The 22,181-nt window shown below is 67.5% G+C and carries 20 protein-coding genes and 1 riboswitch; of the genes, 11 read left to right on the top strand and 9 right to left on the bottom strand.

Going from position 1 to position 22,181, the window contains the following annotated elements; genetic code table 11:
- The first annotated feature begins 14 nt into the window (after positions 1 to 14).
- From grpE to BM172_RS01650, 5 genes are all read left to right on the top strand, one after another.
- Complete coding sequence (gene grpE, locus BM172_RS01670; protein ID WP_026634363.1) at positions 15 to 548, top strand: nucleotide exchange factor GrpE; 534 nt, start codon at positions 15 to 17, stop codon at positions 546 to 548.
- Positions 549 to 693: 145 nt separating this feature from the next.
- Entirely contained in the window at positions 694 to 2,616 is a 1,923-nt protein-coding gene (gene dnaK, locus BM172_RS01665; RefSeq protein WP_026634362.1) for a molecular chaperone DnaK, read from the top strand.
- A 128-nt stretch (positions 2,617 to 2,744) separates the two neighbouring features.
- Positions 2,745 to 3,869: a molecular chaperone DnaJ gene (gene dnaJ / locus BM172_RS01660; protein ID WP_026634361.1), complete on the top strand. Its 1,125-nt coding sequence runs from the start codon at positions 2,745 to 2,747 to the stop codon at positions 3,867 to 3,869.
- Positions 3,870 to 3,937: 68 nt separating this feature from the next.
- Positions 3,938 to 4,738 (top strand): 4-hydroxy-tetrahydrodipicolinate reductase, encoded by an 801-nt coding sequence (gene dapB, locus BM172_RS01655; RefSeq protein ID WP_026634360.1) that lies wholly within the window; start codon positions 3,938 to 3,940, stop codon positions 4,736 to 4,738.
- Positions 4,739 to 4,772: 34 nt separating this feature from the next.
- Positions 4,773 to 4,949, top strand: a riboswitch (yybP-ykoY riboswitch).
- Between the two features lie 52 nt (positions 4,950 to 5,001).
- Entirely contained in the window at positions 5,002 to 6,003 is a 1,002-nt protein-coding gene (locus BM172_RS01650; protein ID WP_026634359.1) for a sodium:calcium antiporter, read from the top strand.
- Positions 6,004 to 6,023: 20 nt separating this feature from the next.
- Here BM172_RS01650 and BM172_RS01645 read toward each other — a convergent pair whose 3' ends face one another.
- The 5 genes from BM172_RS01645 to BM172_RS01625 all read right to left on the bottom strand — a co-directional run bounded on the left by BM172_RS01645 (position 6,024) and on the right by BM172_RS01625 (position 10,093).
- The gene (locus BM172_RS01645; RefSeq protein ID WP_026634358.1) at positions 6,024 to 6,365 is read right to left on the bottom strand and encodes a hypothetical protein; all 342 of its coding nucleotides are present in this window, start codon (positions 6,363 to 6,365) and stop codon (positions 6,024 to 6,026) included.
- Complete coding sequence (locus BM172_RS01640; RefSeq protein ID WP_026634357.1) at positions 6,362 to 7,798, bottom strand: radical SAM protein; 1,437 nt, start codon at positions 7,796 to 7,798, stop codon at positions 6,362 to 6,364. The genes BM172_RS01645 and BM172_RS01640 overlap by 4 nt, the downstream gene beginning before the upstream one ends.
- The gene (locus BM172_RS01635; RefSeq protein ID WP_026634356.1) at positions 7,783 to 8,532 is read right to left on the bottom strand and encodes a prolipoprotein diacylglyceryl transferase; all 750 of its coding nucleotides are present in this window, start codon (positions 8,530 to 8,532) and stop codon (positions 7,783 to 7,785) included. Before BM172_RS01635 ends, BM172_RS01640 begins: the two co-directional genes overlap by 16 nt.
- Before the next feature lie 19 nt (positions 8,533 to 8,551).
- Positions 8,552 to 9,310 carry a tetratricopeptide repeat protein gene (locus BM172_RS01630; protein WP_026634355.1) on the bottom strand — a complete coding sequence of 253 codons (759 nt, stop codon included), beginning with the start codon at positions 9,308 to 9,310 and terminating at the stop codon, positions 8,552 to 8,554.
- A gap of 87 nt (positions 9,311 to 9,397) precedes the next feature.
- Positions 9,398 to 10,093, bottom strand: a complete 696-nt coding sequence (locus BM172_RS01625; protein WP_026634354.1) for a 2OG-Fe(II) oxygenase — start codon at positions 10,091 to 10,093, stop codon at positions 9,398 to 9,400.
- Between the two features lie 228 nt (positions 10,094 to 10,321).
- Between BM172_RS01625 and carA the strand changes: the two genes are divergently transcribed.
- Genes carA through greA form a run of 3 tightly spaced genes read left to right on the top strand, consistent with a single transcriptional unit; the run spans position 10,322 to position 15,151 of the window.
- Positions 10,322 to 11,449: a glutamine-hydrolyzing carbamoyl-phosphate synthase small subunit gene (carA, locus tag BM172_RS01620; protein WP_026634353.1), complete on the top strand. Its 1,128-nt coding sequence runs from the start codon at positions 10,322 to 10,324 to the stop codon at positions 11,447 to 11,449.
- Position 11,450: 1 nt separating this feature from the next.
- Positions 11,451 to 14,678: a carbamoyl-phosphate synthase large subunit gene (gene carB, locus BM172_RS01615; protein WP_026634352.1), complete on the top strand. Its 3,228-nt coding sequence runs from the start codon at positions 11,451 to 11,453 to the stop codon at positions 14,676 to 14,678.
- Positions 14,675 to 15,151: a transcription elongation factor GreA gene (gene greA, locus BM172_RS01610; protein WP_026634351.1), complete on the top strand. Its 477-nt coding sequence runs from the start codon at positions 14,675 to 14,677 to the stop codon at positions 15,149 to 15,151. The genes carB and greA overlap by 4 nt, the downstream gene beginning before the upstream one ends.
- A gap of 274 nt (positions 15,152 to 15,425) precedes the next feature.
- Here greA and ykgO read toward each other — a convergent pair whose 3' ends face one another.
- The 4 genes from ykgO to BM172_RS01590 form a co-directional block, all read right to left on the bottom strand.
- The gene (gene ykgO, locus BM172_RS01605; protein ID WP_008215056.1) at positions 15,426 to 15,551 is read right to left on the bottom strand and encodes a type B 50S ribosomal protein L36; all 126 of its coding nucleotides are present in this window, start codon (positions 15,549 to 15,551) and stop codon (positions 15,426 to 15,428) included.
- Positions 15,552 to 15,627: 76 nt separating this feature from the next.
- A complete protein-coding gene (locus tag BM172_RS01600) occupies positions 15,628 to 16,542 on the bottom strand; it encodes a LysR substrate-binding domain-containing protein (RefSeq protein ID WP_026634350.1) in 915 nt (304 codons plus the stop codon).
- Between the two features lie 230 nt (positions 16,543 to 16,772).
- Positions 16,773 to 18,785, bottom strand: a complete 2,013-nt coding sequence (locus tag BM172_RS01595; protein WP_026634349.1) for an NADPH-dependent 2,4-dienoyl-CoA reductase — start codon at positions 18,783 to 18,785, stop codon at positions 16,773 to 16,775.
- Between the two features lie 66 nt (positions 18,786 to 18,851).
- Positions 18,852 to 19,112: an acyl-CoA-binding protein gene (locus tag BM172_RS01590; RefSeq protein ID WP_026634348.1), complete on the bottom strand. Its 261-nt coding sequence runs from the start codon at positions 19,110 to 19,112 to the stop codon at positions 18,852 to 18,854.
- 107 nt (positions 19,113 to 19,219) lie between these two features.
- Here BM172_RS01590 and cmk point away from each other — a divergent pair, with 107 nt between their 5' ends.
- The 3 genes from cmk (at position 19,220) to BM172_RS01575 (ending at position 22,122) form a co-directional block, all read left to right on the top strand.
- Positions 19,220 to 19,912, top strand: a complete 693-nt coding sequence (gene cmk / locus BM172_RS01585) for a (d)CMP kinase (RefSeq protein ID WP_026634347.1) — start codon at positions 19,220 to 19,222, stop codon at positions 19,910 to 19,912.
- Between the two features lie 155 nt (positions 19,913 to 20,067).
- On the top strand, positions 20,068 to 21,741 hold the full coding sequence (gene rpsA / locus BM172_RS01580; RefSeq protein ID WP_026634346.1) for a 30S ribosomal protein S1: 1,674 nt from the start codon (positions 20,068 to 20,070) through the stop codon (positions 21,739 to 21,741).
- Positions 21,742 to 21,810: 69 nt separating this feature from the next.
- Entirely contained in the window at positions 21,811 to 22,122 is a 312-nt protein-coding gene (locus tag BM172_RS01575; protein ID WP_026634345.1) for an integration host factor subunit beta, read from the top strand.
- The last annotated feature ends 59 nt before the right edge of the window (positions 22,123 to 22,181 follow it).

Below are 22,181 nucleotides of genomic sequence, written 5' to 3'. Positions count from 1 at the left end.
TTTTGGAGTCTTTCATGCAGAACAACGACCAGCAGGTGCCCAGCGGGGCGCCGGATGCCGCCGCGCCGGATGCGCAGGCCCATGCCGAGCTCGAGGCCTTGAAGGCCCGGGTCGCCGAACTCGAAGCTGTCAACACGGAGCTGCGCGACACCGTGCTGCGCGAGAAGGCCGAGATCGAGAACCAGCGCCGCCGCCTGCATCGCGACGTCGAGCAGGCCCGCCGCTTCGCCAACGAGAAGCTGCTCAACGAACTGCTGCCGGTGTACGACGGCCTGGAAATGGGCCTGAGCGTGGAAGGCGGCGACGTCGCCAGCGTGCGCGAGGGCATCGCGCTGACGCTCAAATCGCTGCTGAAGATCGCCGAGAACAACGGTCTGGTGCAGGTCGATCCGCTGGGCCAGCCGCTGGATCCGGAGCGCCATCACGCGGTGAGCATGGTGGAGGCGCCGGGCAAGGCGCCGAACACGGTGGTCAGCGTGCTGCAGAAGGGCTATGTGTTGAACGATCGCCTGCTGCGCCCGGCCCTGGTCGCGGTCGCCAAAGACTGAGGGCGCGGCCGCCTGAACGCGGCCACGCCGAAGGCTTCAGAACACAGGATGAGGGTCCGCCGGCGCGTTGAATCGCCAGAGCCGGGCCCCATTTGACAACACAGCGCGGCCGCGGGGCCGCATCGAGATTTCGGAGCATACAAACATGGGCAAGATCATCGGCATCGACCTGGGTACGACCAACTCCTGCGTCGCCATCATGGACGGCAGCACGGCCAAGGTCATCGAGAATTCGGAAGGCGATCGCACCACCCCGTCGATCGTCGCTTTCACCAAGGACGGCGAAGTGCTGGTGGGCGCTCCCGCCAAGCGCCAGAGCGTGACTAACCCGAAGAACACCTTCTACGCGGTGAAGCGCCTGATCGGCCGCAAGTTCACCGACGCCGAAGTGCAGAAAGACCTGCACATCGTGCCCTACGGCATCGTCGCGCACGACAACGGCGACGCCTGGGTCGCCACCGCCGACGGCAAGAAGATGGCGCCGCAGGAGATCTCGGCGAAGGTGCTGATGAAGATGAAGAAGACCGCCGAGGATTATCTCGGCGAGCCGGTCACCGAGGCGGTGATCACCGTGCCGGCCTACTTCAACGACAGCCAGCGCCAGGCCACCAAGGACGCCGGCAAGATCGCGGGCCTGGAGGTCAAGCGCATCATCAACGAGCCCACTGCAGCTGCTCTGGCCTATGGCCTGGACAAGAAGGGCGGCGACCGCAAGATCGCGGTGTACGACCTGGGCGGCGGCACCTTCGACGTGTCGATCATCGAGATCGCCGACGTCGACGGCGAGAAGCAGTTCGAGGTGCTGGCCACCAACGGCGACACCTTCCTGGGTGGCGAAGACTTCGACCTGCGCGTCATCGACTACCTCGTCGAGGAGTTCAAGAAGGACCAGGGCATGGACCTGCGCAAGGATCCGCTGGCCCTGCAGCGCCTGAAGGACGCCGCCGAGCGCGCCAAGATCGAGCTGTCCTCCAGCCACCAGACCGAGGTGAACCTGCCGTACGTCACGGCCGATGCCTCCGGTCCGAAGCACCTCAACATCAAGCTGACCCGCGCCAAGCTCGAGGCGCTGGTGGAAGACCTGGTCAAGCGCACCATCGAACCCTGCCGCACCGCGCTGAACGATGCCGGCCTGCGCGTCTCCGACATCGACGAGGTGATCCTGGTCGGCGGCCAGACCCGCATGCCCAAGGTGCAGGAGTCGGTGAAGGACTTCTTCGGCAAGGAGCCGCGCAAGGACGTCAATCCGGATGAAGCCGTCGCCGTGGGCGCCGCGATCCAGGGCGGCGTGCTGGGCGGTTCGGTCAAGGACGTGCTGCTGCTGGACGTGACCCCGCTGTCGCTGGGCATCGAGACCATGGGCGGCGTGATGACCAAGCTGATCGAGAAGAACACCACGGTGCCGACCAAGGCCTCGCAGGTGTTCTCCACCGCCGACGACAACCAGACCGCGGTGACCGTGCACGTGCTGCAGGGCGAGCGCGAGCGCGCCAGCGCGAACAAGTCGCTGGGCAAGTTCGATCTGCAGGGTATCGACGCCGCGCCGCGCGGCATGCCGCAGATCGAAGTGACCTTCGACATCGACGCCAACGGCATCCTGCACGTGTCGGCCAAGGACAAGAAGACCGGCAAGGAACAGAAGATCGAGATCAAGGCCGGCTCTGGCCTGTCCGAGGAAGAGATCGCCCGCATGGTCGCGGACGCCGAGGCCAACAAGGAAGAAGACCGCAAGTTCCAGGAACTGGTCAGCACCCGCAACAAGGCCGACCAGCTGGTGCACGCCACGCGCAGCGCGCTCAAGGAGCACGGCGGCAAGGTGCCGGGCGAGCAGCTGAGCACGATCGAAGGCGCACTGGCCGAGCTCGAAAAGGCCAAGGACGGCGACGACAAGGCCGCGATCGAGTCGAAGATCGAGAAGCTCGAGCAGGCCGCGCAGTCGCTGAATGCGGTGGCCCAGGGCGCCGGCGCCGGCGGTCCGCAGGCCGGCCCGCAGGGCGGCGCTTCGGGTCCGGCCGACGATGTGGTCGATGCCGAGTTCACCGAAGTGAAGGGCGACGACAAGAAATGACGCGGCGGCCGTCAAGGCCGGTCTGACGCAGCCCGCGCCCGGGGGAACCCAGGCGCGGGCTGTTTCTTGAGGAGAGTCATGGATCGCTGCCGATTCATGGAAATCAGCGATCCAAGTCGGAAACCAGCATGAGCAAGCGCGATTACTACGAAATCCTCGACGTCGAACGAACGGTGACCGAGGTCGAGCTCAAGAAGTCCTTCCGCCGCCTGGCGATGAAGTACCACCCGGACCGCTGTCCGGACGATCCGCATGCGCAGGAGAAGTTCAAGGAGGCCAAGGAGGCCTACGAAGTGCTGTCCGATCCGCAGAAGCGCTCGATGTACGACCAGCACGGCCACGCTGCCTTCGAAGGCGGCATGGGCGGGCGCGGCGCCGGCGGCTTCGGCGACATGGGCGATATCTTCGGCGACATCTTCGGCGATATTTTCGGCATGGGCGGCGGACGCGGGCGTTCGCGCCGCGGCGCCGACCTGCGCTACATGATGGAGCTGGATCTCGAGGAAGCCGTGTTCGGCGTCGAGAAGAATTTCCAGGTGCCGACCCAGGTGAGCTGCCATCACTGCAACGGCTCCGGTTCCGAGGACGGCAAGACCGTGCAGTGCCGCACCTGCAACGGCCACGGCCGCGTGCGCATGCAGAACGGCATCTTCTCGATCCAGCAGAGCTGCCCGCATTGCGGCGGCGCCGGCCAGACCATCGAGAAGCCCTGCAAGCCATGCCGCGGCGAAGGGCGCCTGGAAGAAACCCGCACGCTGTCGGTGCGCATCCCGGCCGGCGTGGACACCGGCGACCGCATCCGCCTGACCGGGCAGGGCGAGGCCGGCGGCGCGGGCGCCGAGGCCGGCGACCTGTACGTCGAAGTGCACGTGCGCGAGCACGCCATCTTCCAGCGCCAGGGCAACGATCTTTACTGCGAGCTGCCGATCCGCTTCGGCCAGGCCGCGCTGGGCGACGAGCTGATGGTGCCGACGCTGGAAGGCGAGGTGTCGATCCAGGTGCCGCCGGAGACGCAGACCGGGCAGCAGTTCCGCCTGCGCGGCCGCGGCGTGAAGTCGGTGCGCAGCGGCCGCACCGGCGACCTGATCTGCCACGTGGTGGTGGAGACGCCGGTGCGCCTGACCCGGCAGCAGCGCGAGCTGATGGAACAGCTGGAAGCCACCTTCAAGCACGAGGATGCCGACCAGCACACGCCGCGCGCCAAGACCTGGGTCGACGGCGTGAAGCAGTTCTGGTCGCGCGTCACTTCCTGACCGATGGGTTTCGCGCCGGCGTGCGCCGGCGCTAGCATCGCCGTTCCATCGCCAGCAGGAGTTCCCGCATGAGCCGTCCCCTCCGCCTCGCCGTCATCGGCGCCACGGGTCGCATGGGGCGCGCCTTGCTGGATCTGCTGAAGGACGATGCGCGGTTCGAGCTGGCGGTGGCGCTGGCTGCGTCGTCGCGGCTGGGCGAGCCGGTGTACGCCGGCGAGGACGGCCTGCGCTTCACGCGCGAATGGCCGGCGGCCGCGCCCGAGGTCGCGATCGATTTCAGCGGCCCCGCCGGGCTGGGCGCCGCGCTCGCGCATTGCCGCGCGCACAGGATCGCCCTGGTGACCGGCACCACGGGCCTGGATCAGGCCTTGCAGCAGCAACTCGACGAAGCGGCGCGCGACATCCCGCTGCTGCGTGCCGCCAATTTCAGCCTCGGTGTCGCCGTGCTGCGCCGCCTGGTGCGCCAGGCCGCGGCCGCGCTGCCGGATTGGGACCTGGATATCCTCGAAGCCCACCACAACCGCAAGGTCGACGCGCCCTCCGGCACCGCGCTGGCGCTGGGCGAGGCGGCCGCGGCGGGACGCGGCGTGAGCCTGGCCGACGGCGCCGTCTACGCCCGCGAAGGCACCACGGGGCCGCGCCAGCACGGCAGCATCGGCTTCGCCGTAGTGCGCGGCGGCGACATCGTGGGCGAACACGAGGTGTGGGTGATCGGGCCGGGCGAGCGGGTGGAGCTCAATCACCGCGCCACCGACCGCTCGATCTTCGCCCGCGGCGCGATCGAGGCCGCGCACTGGCTGGCCGGCCGCGCGCCGGGCGCCTACGACCTGGACGCGATGCTGGCCGACCGCCTGGGCTCGCCGACTTAAGTTGCCTCGACCCGGCGGCGCCGCTACCATGCCGCCCGTTGTCATTGGGGAGTAGCCATCCTCGCTCCCGGAAGCCTCGCTTCCACTACCAGAGGAATTCGCGTCAACAGACTTGAGGCCACGGCCTCATGGCGCGAATGGCAGCCGCTACCGGTCACGGTGGCCGCATGCCCGGCGAGACCTTTGGCGCGATGCGCTTGCCCGGCCGGGCGAGGTGCGTCGTTGCCATCGGTTATCCGCTCGCCCGGCCCAGGACTTCATCCATGCTGACCGCCTTCCTGTTCCTGCTTTCCGCCGGCGCGATCTATGTCGCCTGCGAGTACTTCGTCAACGGCGTCGAATGGTTCGGGCGCAAGCTCAGTCTCGGCGCCACCGCCACCGGCACGGTGCTGGCGGCGTTCGGCACCGCGCTGCCGGAAAGCGCGGTCACCTTCGTCGCCGTGGTGCTGGGGCGCACGCCCGAGCAGAAGGACATCGGCGTCGGCGCCGCGCTGGGCGGCCCGCTGGTACTGGCCACCATCGCCTATGCGGTGGTCGGCCTGGCGCTGTGGTCCAACCGCCGCCGGCTGCGCCGCGCCGACAACCTGGTGCGCGTCGAGCACGGGCGGCTGGCGCGCGACCAGGCCTGGTTCCTGGGGATCTTCGTGGTCAAGTGCGGCCTGGGCCTGATCGCCTTCACCTGGAAGCCCTGGCTGGGCGTGCTGTTCCTGGCGGCTTATGGCCTCTACGTGTGGCGCGAGTTGCAGGACGACGACACCGCGCCCGAGGAAGAAGAACTCGAACCGCTGAAGTTCCAACCGAAGGCGCTCGATCCCGCGCTGTCGCGCGTACTGCTGCAGACCACGCTGGCGTTGCTGGTGATCGCCATCGCCTCGCACACCTTCGTCAAGCAGATCGAGGCGATCGGCCTGGCGCTGCAGCTGTCGCCGCACCTAGTGGCGCTGGTGCTGAGCCCGGTGGCGACCGAGCTGCCGGAGACGGTGAACGCGCTGATCTGGGTGCGCCAGGGCAAGGAGCGGCTGGCGCTGGCCAATATCTCCGGCGCGATGATGATCCAGGCCACCATCCCCAGCGCGCTGGCGATCTTCGCCACGCCGTGGCTGTTCGATGCGCCGCTGATGGTGGCCGGCGCGCTGACCGGCGTGGCGGTGATCGCGCTGTGGTGGCTGTTCCGCCGCGGCCGCGTGGATGCGCGCTGGATCGTGCCGGTCGGTGCGCTGTACGGCGTGTTCGCGCTGTACGTCGCCTGGCATTTCGCCGCCTGAGCGCGCGCGGCGGCGCCTTCTTAAGGATGGAAGCCGCCGCCGCTGAACAGCAGTCCGAAACAGGCCGCCACCAGCAGCACCAATACCGCGACGATCGAGGCCAGGCCCAGCAGCAGGCCCTTGCCGGTGCGCGTGCGGCGGCCCTGCACCAGCAGCACCACGGCCCAGACCAGGATCGCCAGCGGCGGCAATGGCCACAGCACGAAGCTCTTCGGGCCCAGGATCAGTTCGCCGCCGATCATCACCAGCCAGGCCAGGCCGATGCCGCCCCATAGCGAGCCCTGGTTGTCGGATGCCGGCGGCTTCGGGCTCGGAACGGGCGGGGCGCCAGTCGGGCCGGCGCCAGGTGTCTGCTCGCTCATGCGTTGCTCCTTTCGATGGCGCGCGTCTGTTCGATCTCTTGCCGCAGAGTCGCGAGTTTCGCCGCCTTGTCGTCGCGATAGAACAGATTGAAGGTATCGAACGGCACGATGCGCCCGTCCGGCTGCGCGATATGCACGCAGGATTTCTTCACCGCGCGCAGGTCGAAGCCGTGCGCGTCGATGAACTGCATGATCAGCACGCGGAACACGTTGCGGTACGACAGCTCCGCCGGCGCCTGCACCTGCGGCAGGCAGCACAGCAGGTCGGACAGCGAGCAGGCCTGCGATTCCGGCGAGTGGTTGGTGGCGAACAGCTCGAACACGTGCGCGCGCAGTTCCTCGTCGCGCTCCACCACGATGGTGTTGCGGCCCTTGCTGACCAGCGTCTCCGGCGAGACGAAGCGGGTCAGCGGCAGCACCTGGTCGCCCAGCTTCAGCGCATAGGCCATGGCCAGGCAGTCCGGATTGCACGGCACCGGGATCAGGTCGTCGGGCTGGAACAGCGGGCTCTGTTCGAGGATGCGCCGGCGCACTTCGCTCAAGGTGAGGCGGTCGCGTTCCGGCTCGTAGCCTTCCAGGCGGCCGGCCGCCTGGATCGGCTGGAAGGTCACCCCGCGCACGCACGGCTGGCTCATGGCGAAGTCGATGATCTCGCCGAGCTCGCCGTCGTTGAGCCCCTTCTTCACTGTCACCACCAGGGTGGTGGAGATGTCGTGGCGGTTGAGGTGTTCCAGCGCCTTCAGCCGCACCTCGCGCAGGCGCGCGCCGCGCAGCTCCTTGTGCACCTCATCGCGCAGCGAGTCGAACTGCAGGTACAGCTCGAAGCCGGGCTGGTACCCGGCCAGGCGCGCGGCGAAGTCCGGTTCCCTGGCGATGCGCAGGCCGTTGGTGTTGACCATCAGATGGCGGATCGGGCGTTGCCGCGCGGCATCCAGGATGGCGAAGAAATCCGGATGCAGCGTCGGCTCGCCGCCGGAGATCTGCACCACGTCCGGCTCGCCTTCGTTCGCCACCACCGCATCGAGCATGCGCTCGACCGTGGCCAGGTCGCGGAAGCCGGGCCGGTGCGGGCCGCTTTCGGCATAGCAGACCGGGCAGCGCAGGTTGCAGTGGTCGGTGATCTCGACCAGGGTCAGGCAGGAGTGCTGCATGTGCTCGGGACACAGGCCGCAGTCGTAGGGGCAGCCGTAGTGCTGCGGCGTGTTGAATCGTTGCGGCAGTTCCGGCGGCTTGATGTAGAGCTCGCGACATTGCCGGTAATAGGCGGCGTCGTCGGCCAGCAGCACGCGCTCGCGGCCGTGCTGCGGACACCATTTCTCCAGGTAGACGCGCTCGTCCTTGATCAGGATCTTCGCCTCCACCCGCCGCAGGCAGGTGGTGCAGATCGAGATCGCGCTGTCGTAGAACAGATACGGCCTTACCTTGGCTCCCATGCGCCTCTCCTGGCGAACAGCGCCCGCAGGATGCGGGGCAGGTCGCGGTGGTAGTAAAGCAGTCCCGCCAGGCACAACAGCTGCAGGCCGGACAGCGCGTGCAGGTAGGCATAGGGCAGGGGTTTGATGCATTCCACCAGCAGGCGGAACGCCAGGTAGCCGAGCATGAAGGCGCGGAAGCGGTCGCCCGGCTCGGCGAGCGCAACGCGGCGCGCATGGATCAGCGCGTACTGCGCGAGCAGGAAGGCGATCTCGTAGAGCTGGGTGGGATGCCGCGGCACGCCGTCGCCGAAGTCGACGCCCCAGGGCAGCGCGGTCGGGTTGCCGTAGGTGTGGTCGTTCAATCCCGCCAGGAAGCAGCCGACACGGCCGATGCACATGCCCACGGTCAGCGGCAGCACGAAGGCGTCGCCGGTGGAGTTGCGCACGCCGGCGATCTTCTTGGCCAGCTCCACCCCGGCCAGGCCGCCGAGCAGGGCGCCGACGATCGACTTGCCTTCCAGCAGGTGCCACAGGTCGGGGAAATCGCGGAACGCCGCCAGCGGATCGTCGATCCAGAACGCCAGCTTGGCCCCAAGCGCGGCGCCGACGATGGCGCCGACGCCGACCCAGGCCACGTGGTCGTCATGCGCGAACGCCTGCGGCGCCAGCTTGCGGCGCGTCCACAGGAAGGTGCGCAAGCCGACCGCGTAGGCCAGCGCCTCGAACAGGGTGTGCAACGCGACGGGACTCATGCCGGCCCGCGCAGCGCGCTCAGGCCTCGCCCGCGCCCAGGCGCGACAGCTCCAGCTTGGAAGCTTTCAGCCAGGCCTGTTCCTTGCGCCGGTAATAGCCCGGCATCAGCTTGGCGCGGCGCAGCTGGGCCTCGAACACGTCGCGGGCTTCGGCCAGGCGCTGGTGGCGGCCGAGCAGGCGGCCGTAGCGGTAGCGGCCTTCCTCGCCGGGGTAGCTGTCGGCCAGCACGCGGTATTCCTCCAGCGCGGCGTCGATGTCGCCCAGCTCCTCCAGGCAGCGGGCGTACAGCAGGTGGCCGTCGCTGGACTTGAAGTTCGGATTGGCCGCGATCAGCGCCTCCAGCGTGTGGCGGGCCGCCGCGTATTCGCCGCCGCCGGCCTGCGCATGGGCCAGGCCGAGCATGAAGCCGGGCTCGGTGGCGTACATGCCGGTGAGCAGGCTCTGGAACAGCTCCTGGGCGTTGGCGTAGTCGCCCAGCTGCAGGCATTCCTCGGCCAGGTGGCGGCGGTTGTCGATGGTGTTGCTCAGCTCCAGCCGGCGCTGCAGCTCGCGGCGGCGGCGCTGCGGATCGATCACCTGCAGCGCCTTGCTGGCGGCCTTGCGGCCGCGCGGGTCGTGGCGCAGGTCGGGCAGCACGGCCGCCAGTATGTAGACCGCCACGGCCAGGTAGGAGCCGATCAGGATCAGCCAGATCCAGTACATCGGCCGCCCGCTGCGCACCACGTGCACGGCGCAGCCAATCTGCAGGGCCAGGGACAAGATGACGACGACGGGCATGCCCGCTCCTTGAGGATGCGATCGGTCGAAGCGCCGGATGCTACGCCAAGCCGGGCGTCACTTGGAATCGCGCGTTGCCTGAAGGGCTCAGTCGCGATGCGCGGCGCTGCGGTCGCGGTCGGCGCCGAGCCTGCGGTCCAGCGAGCCGAACAGCTTCTTGAAGGCGCGGGCGAACTTGCCGCGCTTGGTCTTGCGCAGTTTCTCTTCCTCGCTGGTGAGCCAGGCCACCTGGATCACCCGGCGCTCGCCCTCGTAGGGCAGGTGGCCATGGAAGGAGTTGTCGCAGCGCTTGAACACCGCGAACTCGCCGTACAGCGGCTTGAGCTCCGGCGCGACGATGTCGTCGATGTTGTCGATGCTGCCCAGGAAGCGCAGGCAGCCGTCGCTGGTGTCCGGCCACTGCGTGTTGAGATAGAGCAGGGCGGTCGCGACCTTGGACTTGCTGTCGGTATGGATGGTGCCGTGGCGCTTGTTGAGCGAGCGGCACAGCGTGACCAGGGTGGGGTACTGGCCGAGGTTCTCGATCCCCAGCCGCTTGCCGACCGCGCTGGCGAATTCCGGCGTGGTCAGCCGCTCGACCAGGGCATTGACCGTGGGGCCGCAGTCGCTGGCGTCGTAGGGAAAGAAACCGGCGCTGGCGTAGCGCGGGAAATCGCGTTCCAGGTCGGTGCGCGATTCGTCGGGCAGCTGCCCGTGGGCGATCAGGAACGGGAACGGTTCCCGCCTGATATCCGTATCCGGTCGGTCGAGACGGGCAGGATCGAGCAGAACGGCGGCGCTCATGGGCGTGTGCATCTCCTTTGGAACGGGCGCTAGTGTAGCGCCTGTCCGGACGCCGGGCGGGCATAAACACGCTTCGTTCACGCTGGTTTTCTATGGAGAGATCGGTGGACAGAACAGGCCTTCGCACCTATCATTGCGACCCGCCCTGAGACTTTCCTCGACCAAGGTCCACAAGCCAGCTAGCAGCGGCTTGCGGACTTTGCTGCACCTAAAAGGCGGCCCCGTCCCATGCCTATTCCCGCTCTGCTCGCCCTCGAAGACGGCAGCGTATTCCACGGCCAGGCCGTGGGCGCCACCGGCGAAACCGTCGGCGAGGTGGTGTTCAACACCGCCATGACCGGCTACCAGGAGATCCTCACCGATCCCTCGTACTCGCGTCAGATCGTTACCCTGACCTATCCCCACATCGGCAACACCGGCGTCAACGCCGAGGACGCCGAGTCCCTGGCCGTGCATGCCGCCGGCCTGATCGTGCGCGACGTGCCGCGCCGCGCGAGCAACTGGCGCAGCAGCGAAAGCCTGCCCGATTACTTGAAGCGCCTGGGGATCGTCGCCATCGCCGGCATCGATACCCGCCGCCTGACCCGCATCCTGCGCGACAAGGGCGCGCTGGCCGGCTGCATCGTCGCCGGCGAGCACGTCGACGCCGAGGCCGCGCTGGCCAAGGCGCGCGCCTTCCCTGGCCTCAACGGCATGGACCTAGCCAAGGTGGTCAGCGTGACCAAGCCCTACGCCTGGAAGGAAGGCAGCTACGACCTCGATCGCCAGGCCTTCGAGCAGCCGGCGCTGCGCTTCAAGGTCGTCGCCTACGACTACGGCGTGAAGTTCAACATCCTGCGCCTGCTCGCCGCGCAGGGCTGCGACATCACCGTGGTGCCGGCGCAGACGCCCGCCGCCGAGGTGCTGGCGATGAAGCCGGACGGCGTGTTCCTCTCCAACGGCCCCGGCGATCCGGCCGCCTGCGACTACGCCGTGGCCGCCACGCGCGAATTCCTGGACGCGAAGATCCCGCTGTTCGGCATCTGCCTGGGCCACCAGATCATGGGCCTGGCGCTGGGCGCCAAGACGCTGAAGATGAAGTTCGGCCACCACGGCGCCAATCATCCGGTGAAGGACCACGACGACGGCCGCGTGCTGATCACCTCGCAGAACCATGGCTTCGCGGTCGACCCGGCCACCTTGCCGGCCAACGTGCGCGTCACCCACAGCTCGCTGTTCGACGGCTCGCTGCAGGGCTTCGCGCTCACCGACCGCCCGGCGTTCTGCTTCCAGGGCCACCCGGAAGCGAGCCCCGGCCCGCACGACATCGGTTACCTCTTCGAACGTTTCGCCCAGCTGATGCAGGAGTCCCGCTGAGATGCCCAAGCGCACAGACATCAAGAGCGTCCTGATCATCGGCGCCGGCCCGATCGTGATCGGCCAGGCCTGCGAGTTCGACTACTCCGGCGCGCAGGCCTGCAAGGCGTTGAAGGAAGAGGGCTACCGGGTGATCCTGGTGAACTCCAACCCCGCCACGATCATGACCGACCCGGAGACCGCCGACGCGGTCTACATCGAGCCGATCAACTGGCAGACGGTGGAGCGCATCATCGCCAAGGAGCGCCCGGACGCGGTGCTGCCTACCATGGGCGGCCAGACCGGCCTCAATTGCGCGCTGGACCTGGCCGACAACGGCGTGCTGGAGAAGTACGGCGTCGAACTGATCGGCGCCTCGCGCGAAGCCATCCGCATGGCCGAGGACCGCGAGCTGTTCCGCATCGCCATGAAGGATATCGGCCTGGAATGCCCCAAGGCCGAAGTCGCCAAGACCTTCGAACAGGCGCTGGAAATCCAGACCAAGGTGGGCTTCCCGACCATCATCCGACCCAGCTTCACCCTGGGCGGCTCGGGCGGCGGCATCGCCTACAACAAGGAAGAATTCGAGGAGATCGCCAAGCGCGGCCTCGATCTCTCGCCGGTGCACGAAATCCTCGTCGAGGAATCGGTGCTGGGCTGGAAGGAATTCGAGATGGAAGTGGTCCGCGACAAGGCGGACAACTGCATCATCGTGTGCTCGATCGAAAACCTCGATCCGATGGGCGTGCACACCGGCGACTCGATCACCGTGGCGCCGGCGCAGACCCTCACCGACAAGGAATACCAGCGCCTGCGCGACGCCTCGATCGCCGTGCTGCGCAAGATCGGCGTGGACACCGGCGGCTCCAACGTGCAGTTCGGCATCAATGCCGAGGACGGCCGCGTGGTGGTGATCGAGATGAACCCGCGCGTGTCGCGCTCCTCGGCGCTGGCCTCCAAGGCCACCGGCTTCCCGATCGCCAAGATCGCGGCGAAGCTGGCCGTGGGCTACACGCTGGATGAGCTCAAGAACGACATCACCGGCGGCCTGACCCCGGCCTCGTTCGAGCCGACCATCGACTACGTGGTCACCAAGATTCCGCGCTTCGCCTTCGAGAAATTCCCCTCCGCCGATGCGCGCCTGACCACGCAGATGAAGTCGGTGGGCGAGGTGATGGCGATGGGCCGCACCTTCCACGAATCGCTGCAGAAGGCGCTGCGCGGCCTGGAGATCGGCAAGACCGGCCTCAACCCGACCGGCGTGGACTTCAGCACCGACGAAGGCCTGGCCGCGCTCAAGCGCGAGCTGCGCGAGCCGCGCCCGGACCGCGTGTTCCACCTGGGCGACGCGTTCCGTGCCGGCCTGTCGCTGGAAGAGGTGTATGGCCTCAGCCGCGTCGATCCCTGGTTCCTCGCCGCGTTCGAGGACATCGTGCTGACCGAGAACGAAGTGCAGGCGCAGGGCATCAGCGCGCTGGACGCACTGCGCATGCGCGAGCTCAAGCGCATGGGCTTCTCCGACGCGCGCATCGCCGAGCTCACCGACACCGACGAAGCGGCCGTGCGCCACCTGCGCCGCACCCTGGGCGTGCGCCCGGTGTACAAGCGCGTGGATTCCTGCGCCGCCGAGTTCGCCACCACCACGGCCTACATGTACTCGACCTACGAGGAAGAGTGCGAAGCCAATCCGACCAACCGCGACAAGATCATGGTGCTGGGCGGCGGCCCGAACCGCATCGGCCAGGGCATCGAGTTCGACTACTGCTGCGTGCATGCGGCGCTGGCGCTGCGCGAGGACGGGTTCGAGACCATCATGGTCAACTGCAACCCGGAAACCGTGTCCACCGATTACGACACCTCCGACCGCCTGTACTTCGAGCCGCTGACGCTGGAAGACGTGCTGGAGATCGTGGACCTTGAGAAGCCAAAGGGCGTGATCGTGCAGTACGGCGGCCAGACCCCGCTGAAGCTGGCGCGCGCGCTGGAGGCGGCCGGCGCGCCGGTGATCGGCACCTCGCCGGACTCGATCGACCTGGCCGAGGACCGCGAGCGCTTCCAGCAGATGATCGAGAAGATCGGCCTGAAGCAGCCGCCGAACCGCACCGCGCGCAACGCCGACGAGGCGCTGGCGCTGGCGCGCGAGATCGGCTACCCGCTGGTGGTGCGCCCGAGCTATGTGCTCGGCGGCCGCGCGATGGAAATCGTCTATGGCGACGCGGATCTCTCGCGCTACATCCGCGAGGCGGTGCAGGTCTCCAACGATTCGCCGGTGCTGCTGGACCGCTTCCTCGACCACGCGGTCGAGGTGGACGTGGACATCATCGCCGACGCCGAGGGCAACGTGCTGGTGGGCGGCATCATGGAGCACATCGAGGAAGCCGGCGTGCATTCCGGCGACTCGTCCTGCTCGCTGCCGCCGTATTCGCTCTCGAAGGACGTGCAGGACGAGCTGCGCCGCCAGGTCGCGCTGATGGCGAAGGAGCTGAAGGTGATCGGCCTGATGAATACGCAGTTCGCCATCCAGGGCGATACGGTGTTCATCCTGGAAGTGAACCCGCGCGCCTCGCGTACCGTGCCGTTCGTGTCCAAGGCCACCGGCGTGCCGCTGGCCAAGATCGCTGCGCGCGCGATGGCCGGGCGCACGCTGATCGCGCAGAACGCCACCAGGGAAGTGATCCCGTCGTACTACTCGGTGAAGGAAGCGATCTTCCCGTTCCTGAAGTTCCAGAACGTGGATCCGATCCTCGGCCCCGAGATGCGTTCCACCGGCGAAGTGATGGGCGTGGGCCGCAGCTTCGGCGCCGCCTTTGCGCGCGGCCACGACGCGGCCGGCATCAAGACGCCGCCGAAGGGCAAGGTGTTCGTGTCGGTGCGCGATGCCGACAAGGACCGCCTGCTGCCGGTGGCCAAGGATGCGGTGTCGCGCGGCTTCAGCCTGGTCGCCACCGAAGGCACGGCCGCCTATCTGGCCGGGCACGGCGTGGCCTGCGAGCGCATCAACAAGGTGGCCGAGGGCCGCCCGCATATCGTCGACCTGATCAAGAACGGCGAGATCGTCTATATCGTCAACACCACCGAGGGCAAGCAGGCCATCGCCGACTCGTTCTCGATCCGCCGCGAAGCCCTGCAGCATCGCGTCACCTACTCAACCACCGTCGCCGGTGCGCGTGCGCTGGTGCACTCGCTGGATTACCACGGCGCCGGTGAAGTGCACAGCCTGCAGGAGCTGCACAAGGAGCTGAAAGCATGAGTCGCGCCCCCATCACCAAAGCCGGTTCCGAGCGTCTGCGCAGTGAGCTGGAGCGCCTGAAGTCCGTGGACCGGCCGCGCATCATCGCGGCCATCGCCGAGGCGCGGGCGCACGGCGACCTGAAGGAAAACGCCGAGTACCACGCGGCGCGCGAGCAGCAGAGCTTCACCGAGGGCCGCATCGCTGAACTCGAAGCGGCGCTGTCGACCGCCGAAGTGATCGACGTGACGCGCCTGAATCCCGGTTCGCGCGTGGTGTTCGGCGCCATCGTGGACCTCGAGGACGAGGACAGCGGCGAGGCGGTGACCTACCAGATCGTCGGCGACCTGGAGGCGGACATCAAACAGCGCCTGCTCGCGGTGTCCTCGCCGATCGCCCGCGCGCTGATCGGCAAGAGCGCCGAGGACAGCTTCGAGTTCCAGGCGCCGAATGGCACGAAGCGGTATGTGATCACCGGGGTGCGTTACAACTGACGGTTGGCGGGGCGTGCGACCCTCGTCGCGCCTCCCCAGCTCGTCATCCCGGCGCAGGCCGGGATCCAGCAGCGACACCGCCCGGTGTCGCTGTCGAGTGCAAGAGCCGAGCTTGTGACGTTCGTGCTTTATCCAGCGCCTCGCTACTGGATCCCGGCCTGCGCCGGGATGACGATGAATGAAATGTCGATGTGGCTTGGATGCGCCTACAAAACGCAGGCAATAAAAAAGGGCCGCTGATGCGGCCCTTCTTATGACTCGTCGCGGCTGAAGCTCAGCGCTGACGGGCCTTGAAACGCGGGTTGCTCTTGCAGATCACGAACACCTTGCCGCGACGGCGCACAACCTTGCAGTCACGGTGCCGCTGCTTGGCGGACTTCAAAGAGGAAAGCACCTTCACGGCCAGCTCCTGACACTAACGGGAAAAGACAAGCACGCAAGTGTAGCTGCTTGATTGCCTTGGAACAAGTATGTGTTCACAACAAATTCGGTACGGCCCGTGCCTCGGCCACAACCGATAGGAACTGGGCCAGCACCGGCGATGTGTCTTCCCGCCGGCTCGCCACGGCCAGCAGCATGTAGGCGTCCGGATCCTCCAGCTGCACGTAGCTGACCCCGGCCAGGCTGACCGTGCACATCGAGGCCGGGATCAGTGCCAGGCCCATGCCGGCCGCCACCAGCATCAACAAGCCATTGATCTGCTGGGCGTGCTGGCGGATCAGCGGGTGGAAGTCGGCCTTGGCGGCGATCAGGGTCAGGCGGTCGTACAGGGTCGCGGCCAGTTCGCGCGGCTGCACCACGAAGGGGGCGTCGGCCACCTCGCGCAGCCAGATCTTGCGGCGCGCGGCCAGCGGATGCTCGGAGGGCAGGGCCAGCAGCAGCGGTTCGCGGTCGATCTCGTCGATGCGCAGGGTGTGGGTATCTGCCTCGTGCCTGGGCAGGTCGCGCACGAAGCCCACGTCCAGCTCGCCGGCCAGCAGGGCGGCGAACTGGGGCTCGGTGTACATCTCGCTGAGCAGCACCCGCACGTGCGGCGCATGGCGCCCGAAGCGCAGCAGGGTCTGCGGCAGGGAAGGGTGGAAGGTCACCGAGACCGTATAGGCCAGCCGCAGCTGCCCGCTGAAACCCGCCGCAGCCTGCGAGACCTGGCTGCGCGCCTCGTCGGCCTTGGCCAGGATCTGCCGGGCCTGCTCCAGGAATACGCGGCCGGGCTCGGTCAGGGCGACGTTGCGCTTGTCGCGATCCAGCAGGCGCACGCCCAGATCGGCTTCCAGCGCCTGGATCTGCTGCGACAGCGGCGGCTGGGAGATATGCAGGCGCTGCGAGGCGCGCGTGAAGCTGAGCTCCTCGGCGACGGCGACGAAGTAACGCAGCTGGCGGAAATCGAACATATAGGGTTTACATATAAGTTACGTCGAAAATATATATTGGTTAATGCGGTCTGTCGAACCTATGCTTCCGTTCGTCCCGCCACCGTCCCCTCCCCCCAGGTGGCGGCGACCCTCGCCCCGCAGCGACGCTACCCCCGCGATACCCGGCCCCCTCCCCCTGGCCCGCTATCGACGCGTCGTCTTGCGGGGCGCTTTCATTTCCGCGCCCCGAAAAACTTCTGGCCGGTCCCTCAGAGGGTGCTGGCCAGGCGCGTGCCTTGGGCGATCGCCCGCTTCGCATCCAGTTCGGCCGCCACGTCGGCGCCGCCGATCACGTGCGGCGTGATGCCGGCGGCGAGCAGGGCGTCGGCCAGTTCGCGCAGCGGTTCCTGGCCGGCGCAGATCACCACGTTATCGACCGGCAGCACCTGCGACTGGCTGTCGACGGTGATGTGCAGGCCGGTGTCGTCGAAGCGGTCGTAGCTCACCCCGCCCAGCATGGCGACCTGCTTGTTCTTCAGCGTGGCGCGGTGCACCCAGCCGGTGGTCTTGTTGAGGCGTGCGCCGGGGCGGCCTTCGGAACGTTGCAGCAGCCAGATCTGCCGCGCCGGCTGCTCGGGTGCCGCCGCGAGCAGTCCGCCGCGCGCCTGCAGCTGCATGTCCACGCCCCATTCGCGCGTCCAGCGGGTCACGTCGGTGGTGGGCGAGGGCGCGTGTTCGACCAGGAATTCGGCCACGTCGAAGCCGATGCCGCCGGCGCCGATGATGGCCACGCGCCGGCCGACCGGCCGGTCATGCGCGAGCACGTCGAGATAGCTCAGCACGCGCGCATCGTCGCTGCCGGGGAAGGCCACCCTGCGCGGCACGATGCCGGTAGCGATCACCACCTCGTCATAGCCGCGCAGCGCTTCGACATCGGCCTTGGTGTGCAGGCGCAGCGTCACGCCCAGATCGGCGAGGCGATGGCGGAAATAGCGCAGCGTCTCGTGGAATTCCTCCTTGCCCGGAATCCGTTTCGCATAGTTGAACTGCCCGCCGATGTCCTGCGCCCGGTCGATCAGCGTCACCTCGTGCCCGCGCTCCGCCAAGGTGCTGGCGCAGGCCATGCCGGCGGGGCCGGCGCCGACCACCGCGATGCGCTTGCGCTGCGCGGCGGGTGCGATGACCAGCTCGGTCTCGTGGCAGGCGCGCGGGTTCACCAGGCAGCTGGCACGCTTGTTCTGGAATACATGATCCAGGCAGGCCTGGTTGCAGGCGATGCAGGTGTTGATGCGCTCGGCGCGGTCGGTGCGGGCCTTGTTCGCCCAATCCGCATCGGCCAGCAGCGGGCGCGCCATCGAGACCATGTCGGCGTCGCCGTCGGCCAGGATCCGCTCCGCCACGTCGGGCATGTTGATGCGGTTGGTGGTGATCAGCGGGATGCCCACCTCGCCCTTGAGCTTGCGCGTCACCCAGGCGAAGCCGGCGCGCGGCACGCTGGTGACGATGGTCGGGATGCGCGCCTCGTGCCAGCCGATGCCGGTGTTGATGATGCTGGCGCCGGCGGCTTCGACCGCCTTGGCCAGCGCCAGGATGTCCTGCCAGTCCTGGCCGTGCTCGACCAGGTCCAGCATCGATAGCCGGTAGATGATGATGAAGTCGCGGCCCACCGCTTCGCGCATGCGGCGCACGATTTCCACCGGAAAACGCATCCGGTTGGCCGCGCTGCCGCCCCAGGCGTCGCCGCGGCGATTGGTGCGCTCGACCAGGAACTGGTTGATCAGGTAGCCCTCCGAGCCCATCACCTCGACGCCGTCGTAGCCGGCGTCGCGGGCCAGCTTCGCGCAGCGCACGAAGTCGCCGATGGTGCGCTCAACGCCACGCGAGGAGAGGCCGCGCGGCGTGAATGGCGTGATCGGCGACTTCAGCTTCGACGGCGCCACCGACAGCGGGTGATAGCCGTAGCGCCCCGCGTGCAGGATCTGCATGCACAGCTTGCCGCCTTCCGCCTGCACGGCCCGGGTCAGCTTGCGGTGCCGCGCCACGTGCCAGGGCATCGACAGGCGGCCGCCGAACGGTTTCAGCCAGCCCTCGATGCTGGGCGCGATGCCGCCGGTGACCATCAGGCCGACGCCGCCGCGCGCGCGCTCGGCGAAGTAGGCGGCGAGCTTGTCGTAGTCGGCGGCCTTGTCCTCCAGGCCGGTATGCATCGAGCCCATCAGGATGCGGTTGGGCAGGGTCGTATGACCCAGGTCGAGCGGCGCGAACAGGTGGGGGTAGTCCATACGATCCCGGCTGGGTTCAAACGATCGTATGAATGTGCCCGCTCAGCGGGCTCCAGCGCAAGGCTTTCAGGCCAGCAGCTGCCTCACCAGGGCGATGTAGCGGCGCATGGCGTCTTCCCGCGAGCTGCCGCGCAGCTTGGCCCAGGCCTCGTACTTGGCGGTGCCGACGAAGTCGAAGAAACCCGGCTGGGGACCATGGACATCGCCCTCCGAGCCCTGCTTGTAGAGAGCGTAGAGCTTGAGCAGGGTGTCGTTGTCCGGGCGCTCGCCCAGGCCCTGGACGTCCTCGGCGGCTTGCTGGAACTCGCTTTGAAGGTCGTCGCTCATGGATGACGGGCAGGCACGCGGCAGGACGGAGGCGGCGGGCTAGATAGCATGCGCTCCGGGTGGGGTCAACGCGTTAACATAACGGTTTGCCTGCCGCCGGAGCCCCCATGAGTCCCTCGTCCCCCGTTCCCGTACTGACCATCGACGGGCCCTCGGGATCCGGGAAGGGCACCATCAGCCGGCTGGTCGCCGAGCACCTGGGCTGGCGCCTGCTGGATTCGGGCGCGCTGTACCGGGCGGTCGGCTACGCGGCCGGCATGGAAGGCCTGGACCTGTCCGACGCCGAAGCGGTCACCCGCTGCGCCCAGCACGTGAAGATCCGCTTCCAGGCCGCGCCGGACGGCGGCGACACCCACGTGCTGGTCAACGGCCACGACGCCACCGACGAGCTGCGCACCGAGACCGCCGGCGCGGCGGCTTCGGCTATCGCCTCGATTCCCTCGGTGCGGGCCGCCCTGGTCGACCTGCAGCTGGGTTTCCGCAAGGCGCCGGGCCTGGTCGCCGACGGGCGCGACATGGGCACCGTGATCTTCCCGGACGCCCCGTACAAGGTGTTCCTGACCGCAAGCGCCGCCGAAAGGGCGAAAAGGCGCTATAAACAGTTGAAAGCAAAGGGTCTCAGCGTTACACTCTCCGGCCTTCAACGCGAGATCGAAGCGCGCGATACCAGGGATGCGTCCCGGGCGGTCGCGCCGCTCAAGCCGGCCGACGATGCGGTTCTGGTGGATACCACCGGCATGGGCATCGACGATGTCGTCGCGAAAGTGCTTGCCGTCCTGCAGCCTCGTCCGGCTGCCTGACGGCATAAGGTGCCCGCGCCTGGCGCGGGATTTTGGTCAACGGTGCCGAAGGGGATCTTCCTCCTAAGACACCCACAACCGGTGGGCCGATCCGCATTGCGCAAACTTTCCCATGCGCACGGTGGAGCAGGCCTTTTCTCATTTCTGGAATCAACATGACTGAAAGTTTTGCCGAGCTGTTTGAACAGAGCCAACAGGCCATCTCCAAGCTGAAGCCGGGCGCGATCGTCAGCGGCATCGTTGTGGAAATCCGCAACGACGTCGTCGTCATCAACGCCGGCCTCAAGAGCGAAGGCATCGTCCCGATCGAGCAGTTCAAGGACGAGAGCGGCACGCTCGAGGTGCAGGTGGGCGACGAAGTGAAGGTCGCTCTCGACGCGCTGGAAGACGGCTTCGGCGAGACCAAGCTCTCCCGCGAGAAGGCCAAGCGTTCCATGGTGTGGGACGACCTGGAAGCCGCCTTCGAGAAGGAAGAGACCATCACCGGCAAGATCTCCGGCAAGGTCAAGGGCGGTTTCACCGTCGACATCAAGGACGTCCGCGCGTTCCTGCCGGGTTCCCTGGTCGACGTGCGCCCGGTGCGCGACCCGGTGTACCTCGAGGGCAAGGACCTCGAGTTCAAGATCATCAAGCTGGACCGCAAGCGCAACAACGTGGTCGTCAGCCGCCGCGCCGTCGTCGAGACCGAGTTCTCCGAGGAGCGCGAGAAGCTGCTTGAGCGCCTGACCGAAGGCGCGGTGGTCAAGGGCACGGTCAAGAACCTCACCGACTACGGCGCGTTCGTGGACCTGGGCGGTATCGACGGCCTGCTGCACATCACCGACATGGCGTGGAAGCGCGTGCGCCATCCGTCCGAAGTCGTCAACGTCGGCGACGAGCTGGACGTGCGCGTGCTGAAGTACGACCGCGAGCGCAACCGCGTGTCGCTGGGCCTGAAGCAGCTGGGCGACGACCCGTGGGTCGCCATCGCCCGCCGCTACCCGGTCGGCAGCCGCCTGTTCGGCAAGGTCTCCAACGTCACCGATTACGGCTGCTTCGTCGAGATCGAGCCGGGCGTGGAAGGCCTGGTCCACGTGTCCGAGATGGACTGGACCAACAAGAACGTCAATCCGGCCAAGGTGGTGCAGGTCGGCGACGAGACCGAAGTGATGGTGCTGGACGTGGATGAAGAGCGTCGCCGCATCTCGCTGGGTATCAAGCAGACCCGCTCGAACCCGTGGGAAGCCTTCGCCGCCATGCACAAGAAGGGCGACAAGGTGTCCGGCCAGATCAAGTCGATCACCGACTTCGGCATCTTCATCGGCCTGGACGGCGGCATCGACGGCCTGGTCCACCTGTCCGACATCTCCTGGCAGGGCACCGGCGAAGACCTCGTGCGCAACTTCAAGAAGGGCGACGAGATCGAGGCCGTGGTGCTGGCGGTGGATCCGGAGCGCGAGCGCATCTCCCTCGGCATCAAGCAGATGGAGCAGGATCCGTTCGGCCAGTTCATGGCCACCAACCCGCGCGGCACGATCGTCAACGGCACGGTGAAGGAAGTGGACGCGAAGGGCGCGGTGATCGACCTGGGCGAGGGCGTGGAGGGTTACATCCGCGCCAACGACATCGCCAAGGAGCGCATCGACGACGCCACCCAGCACCTGAAGGTCGGCGACAAGGTCGAAGCCAAGTTCACCGGCATGGACCGCAAGGGTCGCCAGCTGCAGCTCTCCATCCGCGCCAAGGATGAAGAGGATCTGCACGACGCCATGCAGGAGTACTCGTCGGCTTCCGGCGGTACCACCAAGCTCGGCGCTCTGCTGAAAGAGCAGCTGAACAAGGCCGACTAAGCAATACCCGCAAGACACGGGGCGGCGTTCGCCGCCCCGTGGTTCCATCGTCACGGACATTGGGGACCCATGACCAAATCCGAATTGATCGAAGCGCTGGCACGGCGCCAGACCCATCTGGCCTTCAGCGACGTCGAACTGGCCGTCAAGAGCGTCATCGAACAGATGAGCAACGCGCTTTCCCACGGCGAACGCATCGAGGTGCGCGGTTTCGGCAGCTTCGCGCTGCATTACCGTCCGCCGCGCATGGGCCGCAATCCCAAGACCGGCGAAGCGGTGGCCCTGCCGGGCAAGCACGTGCCGCATTTCAAGCCGGGCAAGGAATTGCGCGAACGCGTGAACCAGGCGCTGGCCGAGGCCGAGGCGGCTTCCGCCGCTTAAAGCCGGGCACCAGCGAGTAGATGAAGGCAGGCGGCTTCGGCCGGTCCTGCCTTCTTTTT

It is taken from the genome of Dyella marensis, assembly GCF_900112865.1.
Classification (GTDB): Bacteria; Pseudomonadota; Gammaproteobacteria; order Xanthomonadales; family Rhodanobacteraceae; genus Dyella_D; species Dyella_D marensis_A.
Note: the sequence above shows the minus strand (reverse complement) of the source record. Positions and strands in the feature narration are given on the sequence as shown.

Excerpts from the sequence above, each read along its gene's own strand:
- grpE (WP_026634363.1), top strand. The coding sequence starts at position 15 with ATGCAGAACAACGACCAGCAGGTGCCCAGCGGGGCGCCGGATGCCGCC.
- dnaK (WP_026634362.1), top strand. The coding sequence starts at position 694 with ATGGGCAAGATCATCGGCATCGACCTGGGTACGACCAACTCCTGCGTC.
- dnaJ (WP_026634361.1), top strand. The coding sequence starts at position 2,745 with ATGAGCAAGCGCGATTACTACGAAATCCTCGACGTCGAACGAACGGTG.
- dapB (WP_026634360.1), top strand. The coding sequence starts at position 3,938 with ATGAGCCGTCCCCTCCGCCTCGCCGTCATCGGCGCCACGGGTCGCATG.
- BM172_RS01650 (WP_026634359.1), top strand. The coding sequence starts at position 5,002 with ATGCTGACCGCCTTCCTGTTCCTGCTTTCCGCCGGCGCGATCTATGTC.
- BM172_RS01645 (WP_026634358.1), bottom strand. The coding sequence starts at position 6,365 with ATGAGCGAGCAGACACCTGGCGCCGGCCCGACTGGCGCCCCGCCCGTT.
- BM172_RS01640 (WP_026634357.1), bottom strand. The coding sequence starts at position 7,798 with ATGGGAGCCAAGGTAAGGCCGTATCTGTTCTACGACAGCGCGATCTCG.
- BM172_RS01635 (WP_026634356.1), bottom strand. The coding sequence starts at position 8,532 with ATGAGTCCCGTCGCGTTGCACACCCTGTTCGAGGCGCTGGCCTACGCG.
- BM172_RS01630 (WP_026634355.1), bottom strand. The coding sequence starts at position 9,310 with ATGCCCGTCGTCGTCATCTTGTCCCTGGCCCTGCAGATTGGCTGCGCC.
- BM172_RS01625 (WP_026634354.1), bottom strand. The coding sequence starts at position 10,093 with ATGAGCGCCGCCGTTCTGCTCGATCCTGCCCGTCTCGACCGACCGGAT.
- carA (WP_026634353.1), top strand. The coding sequence starts at position 10,322 with ATGCCTATTCCCGCTCTGCTCGCCCTCGAAGACGGCAGCGTATTCCAC.
- carB (WP_026634352.1), top strand. The coding sequence starts at position 11,451 with ATGCCCAAGCGCACAGACATCAAGAGCGTCCTGATCATCGGCGCCGGC.
- greA (WP_026634351.1), top strand. The coding sequence starts at position 14,675 with ATGAGTCGCGCCCCCATCACCAAAGCCGGTTCCGAGCGTCTGCGCAGT.
- BM172_RS01600 (WP_026634350.1), bottom strand. The coding sequence starts at position 16,542 with ATGTTCGATTTCCGCCAGCTGCGTTACTTCGTCGCCGTCGCCGAGGAG.
- BM172_RS01595 (WP_026634349.1), bottom strand. The coding sequence starts at position 18,785 with ATGGACTACCCCCACCTGTTCGCGCCGCTCGACCTGGGTCATACGACC.
- BM172_RS01590 (WP_026634348.1), bottom strand. The coding sequence starts at position 19,112 with ATGAGCGACGACCTTCAAAGCGAGTTCCAGCAAGCCGCCGAGGACGTC.
- cmk (WP_026634347.1), top strand. The coding sequence starts at position 19,220 with ATGAGTCCCTCGTCCCCCGTTCCCGTACTGACCATCGACGGGCCCTCG.
- rpsA (WP_026634346.1), top strand. The coding sequence starts at position 20,068 with ATGACTGAAAGTTTTGCCGAGCTGTTTGAACAGAGCCAACAGGCCATC.
- BM172_RS01575 (WP_026634345.1), top strand. The coding sequence starts at position 21,811 with ATGACCAAATCCGAATTGATCGAAGCGCTGGCACGGCGCCAGACCCAT.